Annotated in this window: 15 protein-coding genes and 7 tRNA genes; 2 read left to right on the top strand and 20 right to left on the bottom strand. The window is 54.3% G+C overall.

The genetic code is table 11. From position 1 onward, the window contains the following. The first annotated feature begins 40 nt into the window (after positions 1-40). On the top strand, positions 41-523 hold the full coding sequence (locus LZP96_RS03825) for a zinc ribbon-containing protein (RefSeq protein WP_064328084.1): 483 nt from the start codon (positions 41-43) through the stop codon (positions 521-523). Between the two features lie 454 nt (positions 524-977). Here the strand turns inward: LZP96_RS03825 and rihA are convergent, their stop codons facing one another. The 10 genes from rihA to miaB all read right to left on the bottom strand — a co-directional run bounded on the left by rihA (position 978) and on the right by miaB (position 11,192). Beyond that, positions 978-1,919, bottom strand: coding sequence for a pyrimidine-specific ribonucleoside hydrolase RihA (gene rihA, locus LZP96_RS03820; protein ID WP_064325303.1), 942 nt, complete (start codon positions 1,917-1,919; stop codon positions 978-980). Positions 1,920-2,041: 122 nt separating this feature from the next. Beyond that, positions 2,042-2,767: an amino acid ABC transporter ATP-binding protein gene (locus LZP96_RS03815; RefSeq protein WP_064325304.1), complete on the bottom strand. Its 726-nt coding sequence runs from the start codon at positions 2,765-2,767 to the stop codon at positions 2,042-2,044. Further along, positions 2,764-3,441, bottom strand: a complete 678-nt coding sequence (gltK, locus tag LZP96_RS03810; protein ID WP_064325305.1) for a glutamate/aspartate ABC transporter permease GltK — start codon at positions 3,439-3,441, stop codon at positions 2,764-2,766. The genes LZP96_RS03815 and gltK overlap by 4 nt, the downstream gene beginning before the upstream one ends. Further along, positions 3,441-4,181 (bottom strand): glutamate/aspartate ABC transporter permease GltJ, encoded by a 741-nt coding sequence (gene gltJ, locus LZP96_RS03805; protein WP_064325306.1) that lies wholly within the window; start codon positions 4,179-4,181, stop codon positions 3,441-3,443. The genes gltK and gltJ overlap by 1 nt, the downstream gene beginning before the upstream one ends. Positions 4,182-4,337: 156 nt before the next feature. Further along, entirely contained in the window at positions 4,338-5,243 is a 906-nt protein-coding gene (locus LZP96_RS03800) for an amino acid ABC transporter substrate-binding protein (RefSeq protein WP_064325307.1), read from the bottom strand. Positions 5,244-5,577: 334 nt separating this feature from the next. Beyond that, complete coding sequence (lnt, locus tag LZP96_RS03795; protein ID WP_064325308.1) at positions 5,578-7,116, bottom strand: apolipoprotein N-acyltransferase; 1,539 nt, start codon at positions 7,114-7,116, stop codon at positions 5,578-5,580. Between the two features lie 5 nt (positions 7,117-7,121). Beyond that, the gene (gene corC, locus LZP96_RS03790) at positions 7,122-8,000 is read right to left on the bottom strand and encodes a CNNM family magnesium/cobalt transport protein CorC (RefSeq protein WP_064325309.1); all 879 of its coding nucleotides are present in this window, start codon (positions 7,998-8,000) and stop codon (positions 7,122-7,124) included. Positions 8,001-8,104: 104 nt separating this feature from the next. After that, positions 8,105-8,572: an rRNA maturation RNase YbeY gene (ybeY, locus tag LZP96_RS03785; RefSeq protein ID WP_064325310.1), complete on the bottom strand. Its 468-nt coding sequence runs from the start codon at positions 8,570-8,572 to the stop codon at positions 8,105-8,107. Beyond that, a complete protein-coding gene (locus tag LZP96_RS03780) occupies positions 8,569-9,615 on the bottom strand; it encodes a PhoH family protein (protein ID WP_064325311.1) in 1,047 nt (348 codons plus the stop codon). Before LZP96_RS03780 ends, ybeY begins: the two co-directional genes overlap by 4 nt. A gap of 152 nt (positions 9,616-9,767) precedes the next feature. After that, positions 9,768-11,192, bottom strand: a complete 1,425-nt coding sequence (gene miaB / locus LZP96_RS03775) for a tRNA (N6-isopentenyl adenosine(37)-C2)-methylthiotransferase MiaB (RefSeq protein ID WP_064325312.1) — start codon at positions 11,190-11,192, stop codon at positions 9,768-9,770. Between the two features lie 134 nt (positions 11,193-11,326). On the opposite strand from miaB, the gene ubiF reads away from it, so the two are divergent. Further along, complete coding sequence (gene ubiF, locus LZP96_RS03770; RefSeq protein ID WP_064325313.1) at positions 11,327-12,502, top strand: 3-demethoxyubiquinol 3-hydroxylase; 1,176 nt, start codon at positions 11,327-11,329, stop codon at positions 12,500-12,502. Between the two features lie 477 nt (positions 12,503-12,979). Here ubiF and LZP96_RS03765 read toward each other — a convergent pair. From LZP96_RS03765 to nagC, 10 genes are all read right to left on the bottom strand, one after another. Continuing rightward, positions 12,980-13,054, bottom strand: a tRNA-Gln gene (locus LZP96_RS03765). Between the two features lie 37 nt (positions 13,055-13,091). Further along, positions 13,092-13,166 (bottom strand) — tRNA-Gln (locus LZP96_RS03760). Positions 13,167-13,210: 44 nt separating this feature from the next. Beyond that, a tRNA-Met gene (locus tag LZP96_RS03755) sits at positions 13,211-13,287 on the bottom strand. A gap of 16 nt (positions 13,288-13,303) precedes the next feature. Then, positions 13,304-13,378 (bottom strand) — tRNA-Gln (locus LZP96_RS03750). 31 nt (positions 13,379-13,409) lie between these two features. Then, a tRNA-Gln gene (locus LZP96_RS03745) sits at positions 13,410-13,484 on the bottom strand. A 22-nt stretch (positions 13,485-13,506) separates the two neighbouring features. Next, positions 13,507-13,591, bottom strand: a tRNA-Leu gene (locus LZP96_RS03740). Positions 13,592-13,599: 8 nt separating this feature from the next. After that, positions 13,600-13,676, bottom strand: a tRNA-Met gene (locus LZP96_RS03735). Between the two features lie 222 nt (positions 13,677-13,898). Beyond that, complete coding sequence (gene asnB / locus LZP96_RS03730; RefSeq protein ID WP_064325314.1) at positions 13,899-15,563, bottom strand: asparagine synthase B; 1,665 nt, start codon at positions 15,561-15,563, stop codon at positions 13,899-13,901. A gap of 251 nt (positions 15,564-15,814) precedes the next feature. Further along, positions 15,815-16,567: a ribonucleotide monophosphatase NagD gene (gene nagD, locus LZP96_RS03725; RefSeq protein WP_064325315.1), complete on the bottom strand. Its 753-nt coding sequence runs from the start codon at positions 16,565-16,567 to the stop codon at positions 15,815-15,817. A gap of 47 nt (positions 16,568-16,614) precedes the next feature. Further along, positions 16,615-17,835: a DNA-binding transcriptional regulator NagC gene (gene nagC, locus LZP96_RS03720; RefSeq protein WP_064325316.1), complete on the bottom strand. Its 1,221-nt coding sequence runs from the start codon at positions 17,833-17,835 to the stop codon at positions 16,615-16,617. Between the last annotated feature and the right edge of the window lie 5 nt (positions 17,836-17,840).

Below are 17,840 nucleotides of genomic sequence, written 5' to 3'. Positions count from 1 at the left end.
TCTATTATTAGAGAGAGTTACTTACCCGGGAGGCAAAATGATGAACAAGGTTGCTCAATTTTACCGCGAACTGGTCGCCACACTGACGGAACGGCTGCGCAATGGCGAGCGTGATATTGATGCGCTCGTTGAACAGGCCCGTCTGCGCGTGTTGCAAACGGGTGAGCTAACGCGAACAGAAGTGGAAGAGGTGACGCGCGCGGTGAGGCGAGATCTCGAAGAGTTTGCGCGGAGTTACGAAGAGAGCCAGACAGAGGTGACCGACAGCGTCTTTATGCGGGTGATTAAAGAGAGCCTGTGGCAGGAGCTGGCGGATATCACCGATAAAACGCAGCTGGAGTGGCGCGAAGTTTTTCAGGATCTTAACCATCACGGCGTCTACCATAGTGGTGAAGTCGTGGGGCTGGGCAATTTGGTCTGCGAGAACTGCCATTTCCATCTGGCTGTGTATACCCCGGACGTGCTGCCGCGCTGCCCGAAATGCGGACACGACCAGTTCCAGCGTCGGCCGTTTGAGCCCTAGATCACATCTACGGTGAGGTTTGTTGCCCTCACCCCAGCCCTCTCCCACGGGAGAGGGAGAAAGGCTTACCCCTCCAGAGCATCAGGCCGCACAGGGTAAAATGCAAAACGGCCACGACAGTGGCCGTTTTGGTGTGTGTTCCCTCTCCCTGTGGGAGAGGGCCAGGGTGAGGGCATCAGGCCGCACAGGGTAAACGCAAAACGGCCACGACAGTGGCCGTTTTAGTGTGTGTTCCCTCTCCCCGTGGGAGAGGGCCAGGGCGAGGGCTTCAGGCCGCACAGGGTAAACGCAAATCGGCCACGACAGAGGCCTTTTTTAGTGTGTGTTCCCTCTCCCTGTGGGAGAGGGCCAGGGTGAGGGCATCAGGCCGCACAGGGTAAAGCGAAACGGCCACGACAGTGGCCGTTTTAGTGTGTGTTCCCTCTCCCTGTGGGAGAGGGCCAGGGTGAGGGCATCAGGCCGCACTGTACCGTTGCAGCCGCTCCGCCAGTAAATCCACAAACGCCTGCCTGTCGATATCCACCATCAGGGTGGTATTCGGCGTATTCCCGGTCAGGAAGTAGAAATCCACCACCGTCATACCCTGGGTGTATTTCCCCTGCGTCTCCACGCCGACCCAGCGCTCAACCGTCGTGAAAATCTCCGGCTTTAACAGCCAGGCAATGGTGCAGGGATCGTGTAATGGCGCTCCCTGGAATCCCCATTTTTCGGTTTTATGGTATTCCATAAAGAAGTCGAGCAGCCCGGCAACGGCGTTTGCAACGGGATTAGGGATGGAGCGGAAGCGTTCAATATCGTCCGCCATGATTTGCGCCCGATGGGTCACGTCCAGTCCCGCCATCACCACCGGCAAGCCCGACTGGAAGACGATTTCGGCGGCTTCCGGATCAACAAAAATGTTGAACTCGGCGGCCGGTGTCCAGTTTCCTAACCCCATTGCACCACCCATGATGACGATACGGGCAATTTTGCTGTGCAGCTCAGGATGGCTGTTAAGAAGCAGCGCCACGTTGGTTTGCGGACCGGTGGCCACCAGCGTCACCGGCTCATCGCTTTCACGCAGCACTTTCGCCATCAGTTCGACGGCGGTGCAGTTTTGCGGCGCGAAGCCAGGCTCTGGCAATGCCGGGCCATCCAGACCGGTTTCACCGTGAACGTTATCGGCGATGATAAGCTCGCGCATCAGCGGCTTCATTGCCCCGCCCGCAACCGGAATATCGGTACGGTTAAGCAGCGTCAACATACGTAACACGTTACGCAGGGTTTTCTCAGGGGTCTGGTTGCCGGCAGAAGAGGTCACGGCTTTTAAGGTCAGTTCCGGTGAGGCGAGGGCGAGGACAAGGGCGATCGCGTCATCATGACCTGGATCGCAGTCGAGAATAATAGGTTGTGCCATAGCGTGCTCCGTACATAGCGTGATTTTGTGACAAGATTAACGTGGCAATGAAAGGGAGACGAGACGCAGAGGCGTAAAGCGTGAAGCAGTGCGCAATCCTGAGATTGCGCACACATCTGATATTAATGCAGAATTTTGGCGAGGAAGTCTTTTGCCCGATCGGACTGCGGATTGGCGAAGAACTCTTCTTTTGGCGAGTCTTCAACAATTTTGCCTTCATCCATAAAGATCACCCGGTTCGCCACCTTGCGGGCAAAGCCCATTTCATGGGTCACCACCATCATGGTCATACCTTCATGCGCCAGCTCAACCATCACGTCCAGCACTTCGTTGATCATTTCGGGATCGAGCGCGGAAGTGGGTTCATCGAAGAGCATGGCGACCGGGTCCATGCAGAGTGCGCGGGCGATAGCCACACGTTGCTGCTGTCCACCGGAGAGCTGGGCCGGGAACTTATCCGCATGCGCCGACAGTCCGACGCGTTCAAGCAGTTTCAGCCCTTTTTCCCGTGCCGCCGCCTTATCGCGATTCAGGACTTTAACCTGCGCCAGGGTCAGGTTCTCAATAATCGACAGGTGCGGGAACAGCTCGAAATGCTGGAACACCATGCCGACGTGAGAGCGCAGCTTCGCGAGATTGGTTTTTTTGTCGTTAACTTTGGTGCCATTGACGACAATTTCGCCCTTCTGTACAGGCTCAAGCCCATTCACCGTTTTGATGAGCGTGGATTTGCCGGAACCCGAAGGCCCACACACCACGACCACTTCACCTTTTTTTACTTCCGTGGAGCAATCGGTCAGCACCTGAAAGTGCCCATACCATTTAGAAACATTTTTCAGGGAAATCATTGCACAGTCCTTTTCTTCAGCCAGCTGACCAACAGCGACGCACTTAAACTAATGGCAAAATATACCGCACCTGCAAACAGGATCATCTCAACCTGGGTACCGTCACGCTCACCGATGGTGGAAGCGGTACGGAAGAAGTCCGCCAGGCTCAATACATAGACCAGCGACGTATCCTGGAAGAGCACAATCCCCTGGGTGAGCAGGAGTGGAACCATGGCGCGAAACGCCTGCGGCAGAATGATGAGCTTCATTGACTGCCAGTGGGTCATGCCCAGGGCGAGCGCCGCGCTGGATTGCCCGCGTGAGATACTCTGGATGCCTGCACGAATAATCTCTGAATAGTAGGCGGCCTCAAACATCGAGAAGGCAACCATTGCAGAGATTAAGCGGATATCCGCCTTGGGTGAAAGCCCCAGTACGTTTTGCAGGAAACCCGGCACGATCAGGTAGAACCACAGCAGAACCATGACCAGCGGAATGGAGCGGAAAACGTTAACGTAGGCCGTGGCGAACCAGGCGAAAGGTTTAAAGCTCGACAGGCGCATGACCGCCAGAATCGTCCCCCATACGATACCGACGACAATGGCAATGGCGGTGATTTTAAGCGTGATCACCAGCCCGGCCATCAGATAAGGCATGGAGGGAATCACAGAACTCCAGTCAAATTCGTACATTATTTGCCTCCCAGATTGCCCGGCAGGCGAGTTTTGCGTTCAACCAGGTTCATCACCAGCATGATGACAGTGTTAATCAGGACATAGGCCAGCGTGATGGCGGTGAAGGATTCCCATGCGTGGGCAGAGTAATCCAGCAATTTACCCGCCTGGGCCGCCATATCCACCAGACCGATCGTTGAGGCGATGGCCGAGTTTTTAACGAGGTTCATCATCTCGGAGGTCATTGGCGGCACAATCACCCGGTAGGCGTTGGGCAACAGCACATAGCGGTATGCTTGTGGCAACGTCAGTCCCATGGCCAGCGCGGCGTTTTTCTGCCCGCGCGGCAGAGACTGAATGGCAGCACGAACCTGCTCGCACACGCGCGCAGCCGTGAACAGGCCCAGGCACAGCATGGAGGAGACAAAGAACTGAATGTTAGGATCCAGTTCTGACTTAAACCACATACCGATGTTTTCCGGCAGCAGTTCCGGGATCACCAGGTACCAGGTAAAGAACTGCACGATCAGCGGAACGTTACGGAACAGTTCCACATACAGGGTGCCGAGCGATGAGAGAAAGCGATTAGGAACGGTACGCAGAATACCGAACAGCGAGCCGACAAGAAAAGCGATGATCCAGGCCGTTATGGATAAGGCAACGGTGACCTGAAAGCCGCTCCAGAGCCAGCCCAGATAGGTGGTGTTGCCGAACGGGGCTTGTTGCAGAAAAATGCCCCAGTTCCAGTCAATTGACATAATCTACTCCAGAAAAAAAAGGGTAGCAGCGCTACCCTCGAAGATTGGTGAGAAGCTCATGTTCGCGCTGAGTGGGGAACGACCACTCAACGTATAGTCTGTCCGTGCTTCCCGACAATCGAGAGGGCAGGAGGACCCGCCCCTTAATGGTTCTAATTAGTTAAGTGCTTTGTCGTTTGGTGTTTTGAACAGGGCTTTCATGTCGTCAGACAGTTCAAAGTTCATGTTCAGATTTTTTGGTGGGATAGGGTTTTTAAACCACTTATCGAACCATTTTTCCGCTTCGCCAGAAGTCTGGGTCTGGGCGATGGTGTCATCGATCAGTTTTTTGAAGTCAGCATCGTCTTTACGCAGCATGCAGCCGTAAGCTTCTTTTGACTGCGCGGTACCCACGATTTCCCAGTTGTCAGGTTTTTTGGCCTTCGCACGTTCACCTGCCAGCAGAGCATCATCCATCATAAATGCGACAGCACGGCCACTTTCCAGGGTACGGAAAGAGTCACCATGGTCTTTCGCACTGATGATGCGCATGTCCATTTTTTTCTCCTCGTTCAGCTTGTGCAGCAGAACTTCAGAGGTGGTACCAGAAGTGACCACGACCGCTTTGCCTTTCAGGTCAGCGAAGTCTTTAACATCGCCGCCTTTTTTGGTCAGCAGACGCGTACCCACGACGAAGATAGTGTCGGAGAAGGCCGCTTGTTTCTGACGCTCCAGGTTGTTAGTGGTAGAGCCACATTCAAAATCAAAGGTGCCGTTTTGCAGCAGAGGAATACGGTTTTGCGAGGTGATTGGAATCAGCTTGACCTGCAGATCAGGCTTGTTCAGTTTTTTCTTCACCGCTTCAACGATAGCGTTGGAGTAATCCTGTGAATAGCCCACGACTTTCTGTGTGTTGTCGTAGTATGAGAACGGGACAGAAGATTCACGGTGGCCGACCACGATGACGCCGTTTTTGGCAATCTTGTCGAGAGTGCTCCCGGCAGCAGGGGCATCTTCAGCGTGAACGACGCCTGCAGACATTCCCATTACCAGCATGGCTGTGGCCAGTTTACGTAATTGCATACCCAACTCCTTTATTATCTGCGCCAGTGGCACATTGTTACCCATTGTGATGTTGTTATATCTCGCGCTAAGCGAGTGCAGTGTTATGCAAGCTTGTTAACATTTAGTCTGGCTTAATGTAAAGATTTTGCTGCGTTATTGTTTATTTTTGCGAAGCGCGCCGCACCATTCAGAGGCAATAATCTGTCGTTGCACCGTTTCGGTGCTACAAATGATCGACCCTGGTGCGACCGGGTTGCACGTAAAGCCAAACTGCGTTTGCGTGAAGAGATAAAGCAAGAGGCGTGCCAGAAATGCCCCTCTCCACGGCGGGAGAGGGGTGAGAGAAGGGAGATTATCGACGGCGCTGACGCAGGCTCATTAATACTGCGCCAAAGCCAAACAGTACGGTCAGGATCCACAGCGGCCAGTTACCCGTACGGGCATACGGCGTCAGCCCCGTTGTCGGCGTGACTTTGGTCGTCAGCACCGCACGGCTAAACTGCGGGATCATCGCCTGAATTTCACCCTGCGGCCCAATGACGGCAGTGATGCCATTATTGGTGCTGCGCAGCAGCGGACGTGCCAGCTCCAGCGAGCGCATGCGTGCCATCTGGAAGTGCTGCCACGGCCCAATCGACTTGCCAAACCAGGCGTCGTTAGAGATGGTCAGCAGATAATCCGTATCCGGACGGAAGTTATCGCGCACCTGCTCGCCAAGGATAATTTCGTAACAGATGGCGGGCGTCAACGCCAGATTATGCGCATGGAGCTGCGGCTGCACGTAAGGCCCACGGCTGAATGACGACATCGGCAGATCGAAGAAAGGCGCCAGCGGACGCAGAATCGATTCCAGCGGAACAAATTCACCAAAGGGAACCAGGTGGTTTTTGTTGTAGCGATTGGTCGATTGATAGCTGTACGGATTATCTTTGCCCAGCGTGATAATGGTGTTGTAGGTATCGTAACGATTCTGCTTGTTGAGGCGCGCATCGACGATTCCGGTAATCAGTGTGCTGTTACGCGCCCGTAGCAGATCGTCCATCATGCTCAGGAAGCGCTGCTGGTTAATCTCTAAATCCGGGATGGCCGACTCAGGCCAGATAATCAGCTGCGATTTGCCCATCTCTTTTTGCGTCGCATCCAGGTAGATCTTCAGCGTATTAATGAGCTGATTTTCATCCCATTTGAGCGACTGCGGGATATTTCCCTGCACCATCGAGACCTGGGTCGCCCGTTCGGGAACAAGGCTATACCACTGGATATAGCGCAGCGGGAAGGGAAGGGCGAAAAGTACCAGTCCGGCGATAAGCGGTCGTAAGCTACGCTGCACCAGCGCCAGAACCAGTAGGCCACTGACCACCATCAGCAGGAAGTTGATCGCTTCGACGCCCATTACCGGCGCAAGGCCTTTCAGTGGGCCATCGATCTGGCTGTAACCAAACTGCAGCCACGGGAAGCCGGTTAACACCCAGCCGCGCAGGAACTCTGTGATTTGCCAGACAACGGGCGCGGCGATGGCCACGCGGATCCAGTGGGTTTTCGGCCACAGGCGGGAAAGCACCCCGGCAAACAGACCGGTATACAGCGAAAGATAGGCTGCCAGCAGCACGACCAGGAAAATATTGACCGGGCCAGGCATGCCGCCAAACTGCGCGATACTGACATACACCCAGTTAATGCCGGAGCCGAACAGCCCCAGTCCCCAGAAGTAGCCAATCGCAGCGGCCTGGACGGGACGACGGTTTAACGTCAGCCCCTGGAGGCCCATCAGCGAGATAAGGGCCGCAGGCCAGAAATCGTAAGGTGAAAAAGCCAGCGTACCGCTGGCTCCAAAGAACAGCGCCAGCAGCAAACGGACGCGCTGGCGTTCAAGTAATGAGGCAAATGCCATTTACATTAGTCTTCCATTTTAGGTACCGGTGAATCGTCCGGCATTCTGACATGAACCTGAATAATACGACGGCTGTCGGCCATGGCGACCTTAAACTGGTAACCGTCTATGTCAACGGATTCGCCACGGGCCGGAAGATGACCAAATGCCTGCATGACCAGCCCACCGATGGTATCAACCTCTTCGTCGCTGAAGTGGGTGCCAAAGGTTTCGTTGAAATCTTCGATAGAGGCCAGAGCGCGCACGGTCCAGGTATGGCGGCTCAGCTGACGGAATTCGATATCATCTTCTTCGTCGTACTCGTCTTCGATTTCGCCCACGATCAGCTCAAGAATGTCTTCAATCGTGACAAGGCCAGACACACCGCCAAATTCATCGATAACAATCGCCATGTGGTAACGCTGAGAACGGAACTCTTTCAGCATGCGGTCAACACGCTTACTTTCCGGTACCACCACTGCCTGGCGTAACACTTTTTCCATGCTGAAGGCTTCGGCATCACTGCGCATAAACGGCAGCAGATCCTTCGCCATCAGAATCCCTTCAATGTGATCTTTATCTTCGCTGATGACCGGGAAACGCGAGTGGGCAGACTCGATAATGACATCGAGGCACTCGTCCAGGGTTTGGTTACGTTTCAGGGTGATCATCTGCGAGCGGGGGATCATGATGTCGCGGACACGCTGGTCTGCAATGTCCATCACCCCTTCGAGCATTTCGCGCGTATCTTCATCGATAAGGTCGTTCTGCCCGGAATCACGAATCAGCTCCAGAAGTTCATCACGGTTTTTTGGTTCACCGTGGAAAAGCTGGCTCAGAATGAGGGAGAAAAATCCCTTTTTACTGGTTGTCGTGTCGCTACTGTGTGAATTGTCGTCGCTCATGGCGTTTGTTAAGGGTTCTCTCGTCAATGAAATGCTCACCGCCGCAGGAGAATGTCCGGTGCGGCGGCCTGATGGGTCAGTCCCGTGTAGGACGGTTAAACTGACTATTCTTTCTCGGCAATGTACGGATCCTCATAGCCCAGAGCAAGCATTATCTCTGTCTCAAGGGATTCCATCTCTTCCGCTTCGTCGTCTTCAATATGATCATACCCCAGCAAATGCAGACTGCCGTGAATGACCATATGCGCCCAGTGCGCATCAAGCGGCTTCTCTTGCTCTTTTGCTTCCTGTTCAACCACCTGGCGGCAAATGATCAAATCGCCCAGCAGCGGCATCTCGATACCCGGCGGCGCTTCAAAAGGGAAGGAGAGCACGTTAGTGGGCTTATCCTTCCCGCGATAGGTCAGGTTCAGCTCGTGGCTTTCTGCTTCGTCAACCAGACGAATAGTGACCTCTGACTCTTCCTGAAACTGAGGAATCACCGCATCGAGCCATTGCTGAAACTGTGCCTCTTCAGGCAAACCTGACGTGTCTTCGCATGCCAGCTGTAAATCGAGAATAACCTGACTCATTTCTGTTCCTGTTCCTGGGATTCGCGTTTGCGTTCAGCGGCCAGCTCTGCCTTACGCTTTTGTTCCGCTTCTTCCCACGCCTCATAGGCATTCACGATGCGGGCCACCACCGGATGGCGCACCACATCTTCACTGTTAAAGAAGTTAAAGCTAATTTCATCGACCTCGGCCAGAACTTCAATGGCATGACGCAGGCCCGATTTGGTGCTGCGCGGCAGGTCAATCTGGGTGATATCGCCGGTGATGACGGCTTTTGAATTAAAGCCGATACGGGTCAGGAACATCTTCATCTGTTCGATGGTGGTGTTCTGACTCTCATCCAGAATGATAAAAGCATCGTTCAGCGTACGACCACGCATATACGCCAGCGGGGCAACTTCAATCACGTTGCGCTCAATCAGCTTCTCGACTTTTTCAAAGCCCAGCATCTCAAACAGCGCATCGTAAAGCGGGCGAAGATAAGGATCGACCTTCTGGCTTAAATCGCCTGGCAGGAAGCCCAGTTTTTCACCGGCTTCGACCGCCGGGCGGGTCAGCAGAATACGACGAATATCCTGACGCTCAAGGGCATCCACCGCAGCCGCAACCGCCAGATAGGTTTTCCCCGTCCCTGCCGGGCCGATGCCAAAGGTGATGTCGTGATCGAGGATGTTGGCGATGTATTGCGCCTGATTCGGCGTGCGCGGCTTAATCACGCCCCGCTTGGTTTTGATATTAATGACCTTGCCGTATTCAGGCACACGCTCTGCGCTCTGCTCCAGCACGCGCGCTTCTTTAATGGCAAGATGGATTTTTTCCGGCTCAATGTCCTGGCTTTCGCCACGCATCGGGGCGGTATCCACATACAGGCTACGCAAAATATCCGCAGCGGCGTTGACGCAAATGGCGCGTCCGGTGAGTTTGAAGTGATTATCGCGACGATTGATTTCGATACCCAGACGTCGCTCCAGTTGTTTGACGTTGTCATCAAACGGCCCGCAAAGGCTCAGCAGGCGAGCGTTGTCTGCTGGCTCAAGGGTAATTTCACGCGTTTCTGTATTCAAACTGTTCCTCTTTTGAATGTGCTTTCAGGCCCGTTCAGTCGGGTCTATGGTGAAAGTATTCACGCCATGGAATAAAGGCGCAAGCCTTGCAATGCATATTGGGGATACGGAAGGGAATTGCAAGGCCTGCCGGAGTGGCAGGCCTGACAGGATCAAGGCTGATAAACACCCACGCCCAGGTCATTTTCTTTGCGGGTACGTGCAATGACGGAGGCCGGCGTTTCAGCCACGCGCAGGCCCATTTCATCTTCTGTGCGTACCACAACACCGCGCAGGGAGTTGGTGAGCACTTCCTGAATCTCGATATCCACAAATTTACCGACCATATCCGGCGTGCCTTCAAAGTTAACCACGCGGTTATTTTCGGTACGGCCCGTCAGCTGCATGATGCTTTTACGGGAGGTACCTTCCACCAGAACGCGCTGAACGGTGCCCAGCATACGACGGCTCCAGGCATTCGCTTGCTGTAGCAGGCGCTCCTGCAGGATATACAGACGCTGCTTTTTCTCCTCTTCCGGGACATCATCCACCATGTCGGCGGCCGGCGTGCCGGGACGTGCGGAGAAGATAAAGCTGTAGCTCACGTCAAAGTTCACGTCACCGATCACTTTCATGGTGCGTTCAAAATCGTCTGTTGTCTCACCCGGGAAGCCGACGATAAAGTCGGAGCTAATCTGGATATCCGGACGGGCTTCACGCAGTTTGCGAATAATGGATTTGTACTCCAGCACCGTATGGGTGCGCCCCATCAGGTTCAGCACGCGGTCCGATCCACACTGAATCGGCAGGTGCAGGAAGCTCACCAGTTCTGGCGTATCGCGATACACATCGATGATATCGTCAGTAAATTCGATCGGGTGGCTGGTGGTAAAGCGGATGCGATCGATGCCATCGATCGCCGCGACGAGACGCAGCAGATCGGCAAATGAGCCGGTAGACCCGTCATAGTTTTCGCCCCGCCAGGCGTTCACGTTCTGGCCGAGCAGGTTCACTTCACGTACGCCCTGTGCCGCCAGTTGGGCAATTTCAAACAGAATATCATCGCTTGGGCGGCTGACTTCTTCACCACGCGTATACGGCACGACGCAGTAGGTGCAGTATTTGTTGCAGCCTTCCATAATGGAGACGAACGCGGTCGGGCCATCCGCGCGGGGTTCCGGCAGACGGTCAAACTTTTCGATTTCCGGGAAGCTGACATCCACAACCGGGCTGCGATCGCCGCGCACCGAATTGATCATCTCCGGCAGGCGGTGCAGCGTTTGCGGACCAAAAACGATATCAACATAATGGGCACGGCTTCGAATCAGCTTACCCTCTTGCGACGCAACGCAACCGCCCACACCAATGATGAGGTCGGGATTTTTCTTTTTAAGCAGCTTCCAGCGGCCTAACAGATGAAACACTTTTTCCTGCGCCTTCTCACGAATTGAGCAGGTGTTCAGCAGCAAAACGTCGGCTTCTTCTGCCACGTCGGTCAGCTTGTATCCGTGGGTCGCATCCAGCAGATCGGCCATCTTCGATGAATCGTATTCGTTCATCTGACAGCCCCAGGTTTTGATATAGAGTTTTTTCGTCATCGACTTGCTCAGCTCAGGAGTGCAAGCCGCGTATTGTAATGCTTTGCCAGGGTTGTGACCAGTATGAAGGTTAGCCGACTCAAGGCGAAAAAATCCGGTAAACTTAAGGGATTCTCTTTTAAGGACTATTGACCATGACACTCCAACAAACCGAAATTGCCGTAGTCGGCGGCGGTATGGTCGGCGGGGCACTGGCGCTCGGGCTGGCACAGCAAGGATTCGATGTCACTGTGATTGAACAGGCGGTGCCACCGGTATTTGACGCGACGGAAAAACCTGATGTGCGGATCTCGGCGATCAGTGCCGCCTCGGTCGATCTTCTGCGCGGACTCGGCGTCTGGGAAGCCGTGCGGGAGATGCGCGCTCACCCTTACCGCCAGCTCGAAACCTGGGAGTGGGAAACCGCCCATGTGAAATTCCATGCTGCGGAACTGAAGCTGCCGCAGCTGGGTTATATGGTCGAGAACAACGTGCTGCAGCATGCGCTCTGGCAGTCCCTTGAGGCGCATCCGAACGTTACGCTGCGTGTTCCGGCGTCGCTGAGCGCGCTGCATCGGTTACCGCAGGGACATCGCCTTGAGCTGGATAACGGTGATGAACTGGCGGTGAAACTGGTGATCGGGGCCGATGGCGCCAATTCTCAGGTGCGACAAAAAGCGGGTATCGGTCTTCACGCCTGGCAGTACGATCAGTCTTGCATGCTTATCACGGTAGAGTGTGAAAATGAGCCCGGCGACAGCACCTGGCAACACTTTACTCCGACGGGCCCTCACGCTTTTCTGCCGCTTTTCGACCGATGGGCCTCGCTGGTGTGGTATGACACCCCCGCCAGGATTCGCCAGCTGCAAGGGCTGTCGCTGGAACAACTACAGCGCGAAATTACCCGGCACTTCCCGGCTCGCCTGGGGCCCGTGACGCCCGTTGCGGCTGGCGGGTTCCCGCTCACGCGTCGTCACGCCTTAGATTACGTGCAGGACGGCCTGGCGCTGGTGGGGGATGCCGCGCATACCATTCATCCTCTGGCCGGGCAGGGCGTTAATCTGGGCTATCGAGACGTGGAAGCCTTACTGGACGTGCTGAGCAGTGCGCGGCAGCATGCGGAACCCTGGGCGAACCTGCGCGTGTTAAAGCGCTATCAGATGCGACGGATGGCCGATAATTTTATCATGCAGTCGGGGATGGATCTGTTCTATGCCGGATTTAGCAATGATTTAGGGCCGATGCGGCTGGTGCGAAATCTTGGGCTGATGGCGGCAGAACGCGCTGGTGGGCTGAAGCGACAGGCGCTGAAGTATGCATTAGGATTGTAGCGATTGTATCCGGGATGCCCTCTTCTGGTGGTGAAGGGGAAGCATGCGGCTGTGCAGTTTATTCCGTTCACCTTACGAACAGCACCTCTTTGTCATAGCGGTGCTGGTGAACGTGCCAGGGCGGCTCAATCGCCGCCACCCTGGCGACCCGGGCTCCCGGCAAGAAATTCGCCGCTACGCGGTGCCCTCCGCTTTTTCCTTCAGCCTATCGGGTCGGGCGCGATGCAGCGTCCCTGCAAATCGCGCCCTCTCGGCGCATCCCTGCGCCTCGCCCCGGCCTTCCGGAAACGCTTCGGCGATTTTCAGCCGGACCAGCACCTGGCTGTAAATTGCTAGCCTGCGTCGGCATTGTTATGGCTGTAAGAAGGAAAATGACGTGAGATAACGCGGCAATGTATAGAGAGGGGAGTATGAGTGGCCCGATGCACCCTACAGCAAAAACAAAAAAGCCCGCAGAGCGGGCTATTTTGTTTTAAGTGGCTGGGGTGCAGGGATTCGAACCCCGGAATGCTGGTATCAGAAACCAGTGCCTTACCGCTTGGCGACACCCCAATTGCGTTAAGTAAAAACACTCAACGACTTTTTAAATTGGCTGGGGTACGAGGATTCGAACCTCGGAATGCTGGTATCAGAAACCAGAGCCTTACCGCTTGGCGATACCCCAACAATTCTTTTAACGTTACCGATTAAATCGATAACTCACTAATTTGGTGGCTACGACGGGATTCGAACCTGTGACCCCATCATTATGAGTGATGTGCTCTAACCAACTGAGCTACGTAGCCAGACTACAATCTTCGATGGCTGGGGTACCTGGATTCGAACCAGGGAATGCCGGTATCAAAAACCGGTGCCTTACCGCTTGGCGATACCCCAATAACCGCGGAGAACCGCAAATCGAAGAAAATGGCTGGGGTACCTGGATTCGAACCAGGGAATGCCGGTATCAAAAACCGGTGCCTTACCGCTTGGCGATACCCCATCCGTGCAACGCTTACTGGAAATGGTGCGGGAGGCGAGACTTGAACTCGCACACCTTGCGGCGCCAGAACCTAAATCTGGTGCGTCTACCAATTTCGCCACTCCCGCAAAAAAGATGGTGGCTACGACGGGATTCGAACCTGTGACCCCATCATTATGAGTGATGTGCTCTAACCAACTGAGCTACGTAGCCATCTTTTTTTCGCGTAACCTTATCGGCGTTGCGGGGCGCATTATGCGTATAGACCCTTGCAGCGTCAACACCTTTTTCAACGAAAATGTCCTGAATGTGACTGTTTGGTTAGGTTGCGAACAGCGTGACCGAATATTCGGCAATTATTGTTTATTAATCGTTTTTGTTGAACAAAATCGACAACGAAAAAAGGCCCCGAAGGGCCTTTTAGATCGGATGGGATCATTTATAGGCAGACTGGTGAACGCCTACCGCACGTCCTGATGGATCGTTCATGGATTTGAACGATTCATCCCACTCAATCGCTTTCGCAGAAGAGCAGGCGACTGACGGGCCGCCAGGCACACATTCTGCTGCGCTGGGGACCGGGAACAGCTCTTCAAAAATTTCACGGTACAGATAGGCTTCTTTAGAACCCGGCGTGTTATACGGAAAGCGGAAGCTGGCGGTTTCCAGTTGTTGATCGGTCACGTGCTTAGCGGCCACTTCTTTCAGCGTGTCAATCCAGCTGTAGCCAACGCCATCAGAGAACTGCTCTTTCTGACGCCAGGCGACGCTTGCCGGCAGATAGGATTCAAAACATTCGCGCAGGATATGTTTTTCCATTTTGCCGTTTCCGCACATTTTATCCTGCGGGTTAATACGCATGGCGACATCAAGGAATTTTTTGTCCAGGAACGGGACACGGGCTTCCACGCCCCACGCGGACATTGCTTTGTTGGCACGGGCACAGTCAAACATATGCAGCGCCTGCAGCTTACGCACCGTCTCTTCATGCAGCTCTTTGGCATCTGGCGCTTTATGGAAGTACAAATAGCCGCCGAACACTTCATCCGAGCCTTCGCCGGAGAGCACCATCTTAATGCCCATCGCCTTGATTTTGCGGGACATCAGATACATCGGCGTCGAGGCGCGGATGGTGGTCACATCATAAGTTTCAATGTGATAAATCACATCACGAATCGCATCCAGCCCTTCCTGCACGGTGAAGTGAATTTCATGGTGCACGGTGCCAAGATGGTTAGCGACTTCCTGGGCGGCTTTCAGATCGGGTGCACCTTCCAGACCCACGGCAAAGGAGTGCAGCTGCGGCCACCAGGCTTCAGAACGCTCCTGATCTTCAACGCGACGTGCGGCGTACTTTTTGGTGATGGCAGAAATGACCGAGGAGTCCAGACCGCCGGAGAGCAGCACGCCATAAGGAACGTCTGACATCAGATGGCTTTTAACCGCCTCTTCCAGCGCCTGGGTCAGCTCAGCTTTGTCGGTCACGTTGTCTTTCACCGCCTCATAATCGAACCAGTCGCGCTGATAATATGAACGGATTTCTCCGTCTTTGCTCCACAGGAAGCTTCCGGCCGGGAACTCTTTGATGGTGCGGCATACCGGCACCAGAGCTTTCATTTCAGACGCAACGTAGAAGTTCCCGTGTTCGTCGTGGCCCATATACAGCGGAATGATACCAATATGGTCACGGGCGATCAGGTAAGCGTCTTTTTCGCTGTCGTACAGAGCAAAGGCGAACATTCCCTGGAGTTCGTCAAGGAATTCAGGGCCTTTTTCCTGATACAGCGCCAGGATAACTTCGCAGTCGGATCCCGTCTGGAAGGCATAGCGGTCGCCATATTCCGCGCGCAGCGCCTGATGGTTGTAAATTTCACCGTTAACGGCCAGCGCGTGCGTTTTCTTCTCGTTATACAGCGGCTGAGCACCGGCGTTGACGTCAACAATGGACAGGCGTTCATGCGCCAGAATTGCTTTATCGCTTGCGTAGACCCCAGACCAGTCCGGACCGCGGTGACGCATCAGACGAGACAGTTCCAGTGCCTTTTTGCGCAGTTCGCCTGCGTCAGTTTTAATATCCAGTACGCCAAAAATAGAACACATAACCTTCTCCGTTAACCCTGTAGCCGTGTGATGTTGCTTGCTTATGAAAATGCCGCAAAACAGCCTGGGTGCGCAAGGGTTTTAGGCGCAGAAAAGTAAATAGTGCAATGCTGATTGCTGAATGTTGAAAATAACGCAGGTCGGGCGTGGGTTTATTGATGATTGTTCAGTAATGCTGGCTTTTTATTAGATGTCACACTGATTTCAAGGCGTAGAAATGAAAAACCACGCGCGATGGCGTGGTTTCGGGGTCAAATGACGTCGATCTCGGCGACGGAGGGGTAAATCCAGCTGGGCCGGAAGGGCATCGAATCGATATCGTCAATGGTGGATACACCCGACAACACCAGGATGGTCTCCAGGCCTGCCTGAAAACCCGCCAGAATATCGGTGCGAAGGTTATCGCCGACAATGACCGTTTGCTCTGAGTGCGCCTGCATCTTATTAAGGGCTGCGCGGATGATCCACGGGCTGGGTTTACCGACATAAAAAGGCTTACGGCCGGAGATTTTCTCAATGCCCGCGCAGAGCGCACCGCAGGCGGGATAAAAACCGCGGCCATGGGTATCGGGATTGGTGGCGATAAAGCGGGCGCCGTTAGCCACAAAGAAGGACGCTTTGTGCATCATTTCCCAGTTATAGGATCGCGTTTCGCCCACGATCACAAAATCCGGGTTCACATCGGTGATGGTGAAGCCTGCTTTATAAAGCTCGTGAATGAGCGCACCTTCGCCGACGACATAGGCTTTTTTACCTTCCTGACGTTTCAGAAAGTCTGCCGTGGCCATTGCAGAGGTATAGAACACGCTGTCCGGAACGTTCACGCCCGCGGTAGCGAATCGGTTTGCCAAATCTTGTCCGGTCTGTGACGGATAGTTGGTGAGCAGCACCAGCGGCATGCCCTTTTCCAGGATACGGTTCAGAAATTCTGCCGCACCGGGTACAGCAACGTTGTCGTGCATCAGCACGCCATCGATATCGCAAATCACATTCTGAATGGTCATGGACTACCTGGCATCTCAAAAAAAGAAGGCGTCACTATAAAGTGCTCTTAGCTTTCCAGCAAACGCTGGAGTAACAGACCGTTAAGCATGGCGCGTTTCACCAGGGCGAAAGCCCCGATGGCAGAACGGTGGTCGAGCGTGGAGCGCACCACGGGCAGATTCTGGCGGAATGCCTTCAGTGCCTGGGTATTAATGCAGCCTTCAATAGCCGGCAGCAGCACTTTTTCGGCTTCGGTGATTTCACCTGCAATAACGATTTTTTGCGGGTTGAAGAGGTTAATGGCGATGGCGATGGTTTTACCCAGGTGGCGGCCAACCTGCTCAATGACCTCACAGGCCAGCGCATCGCCTTTATTGGCGGCTTTGCAGATGGCGTTAATTTTGCAGTCTTCCAGCGTCACGCGGCTCTGATAGCCTTGTTCCAGCAAATGGCGCACGCGTTGTTCAATCGCGGCGTTGGCTGCCACGGTCTCCAGACAGCCGAAGTTGCCGCAGTGACACCGCTCGCCCAGGGGATCAACCTGGATATGGCCAATCTCGCCCACGTTGCCGTTGCGACCAATAAAGATACGGCCGTTCGAGATGATCCCGGCCCCTGTCCCCCGGTGGACGCGCACCAGAATAGAGTCTTCACAGTCCTGGCTTGCGCCAAAATAGTGCTCGGCCAGTGCCAGACTGCGGATATCATGACCCACATAGCAGGTGACGTTGAAGCGTTTTTCGAGTGCCTGAACCAGCGCCCAGTTCTCAACCTGAATATGCGGCATATAGCGAATCACGCCGCTTTCGGGATCGACCAGCCCGGGCAAAATCACCGAGATGGCGATCAGCTCGCGAATTTTTCGCTGACTGTTTTCGATAAACTGAGCAATGGTATTGAGTAACGCGTGTTCGAGCGTCTCTTGCGTGCGTTCTGGCAGGGGGTAATGTTCTTCGGCAATCGCCTTGCTGCTCATATCGTAGAGCGTGAGCGTGGTATCGTGGCGGCCCAGCCGCACGCCAATGGCGTGAAAATTGCGGGTTTCGGTCACGATGGAGATGGCGCGGCGACCCCCGGTAGAGGCCTGCTGATCAACTTCTTTAATCAGGCCGCGCTCAATAAGCTGACGCGTGATTTTCGTTACGCTGGCGGGCGCAAGTTGGCTTTGTTCGGCAATCTGAATACGTGAGATAGGACCGTGCTGGTCAATCAGACGATAAACAGCTGCGCCGTTGAGTTGTTTTACGAGGTCAACATTACCAATTTGAGCTTGTCCGCCAGATGTCATACTTT

It is taken from the genome of Huaxiibacter chinensis, assembly GCF_022171985.1.
Lineage (GTDB): Bacteria > Pseudomonadota > Gammaproteobacteria > Enterobacterales > Enterobacteriaceae > Enterobacter > Enterobacter chinensis_A.
This window is presented reverse-complemented; position numbering and strand designations above follow the sequence as displayed.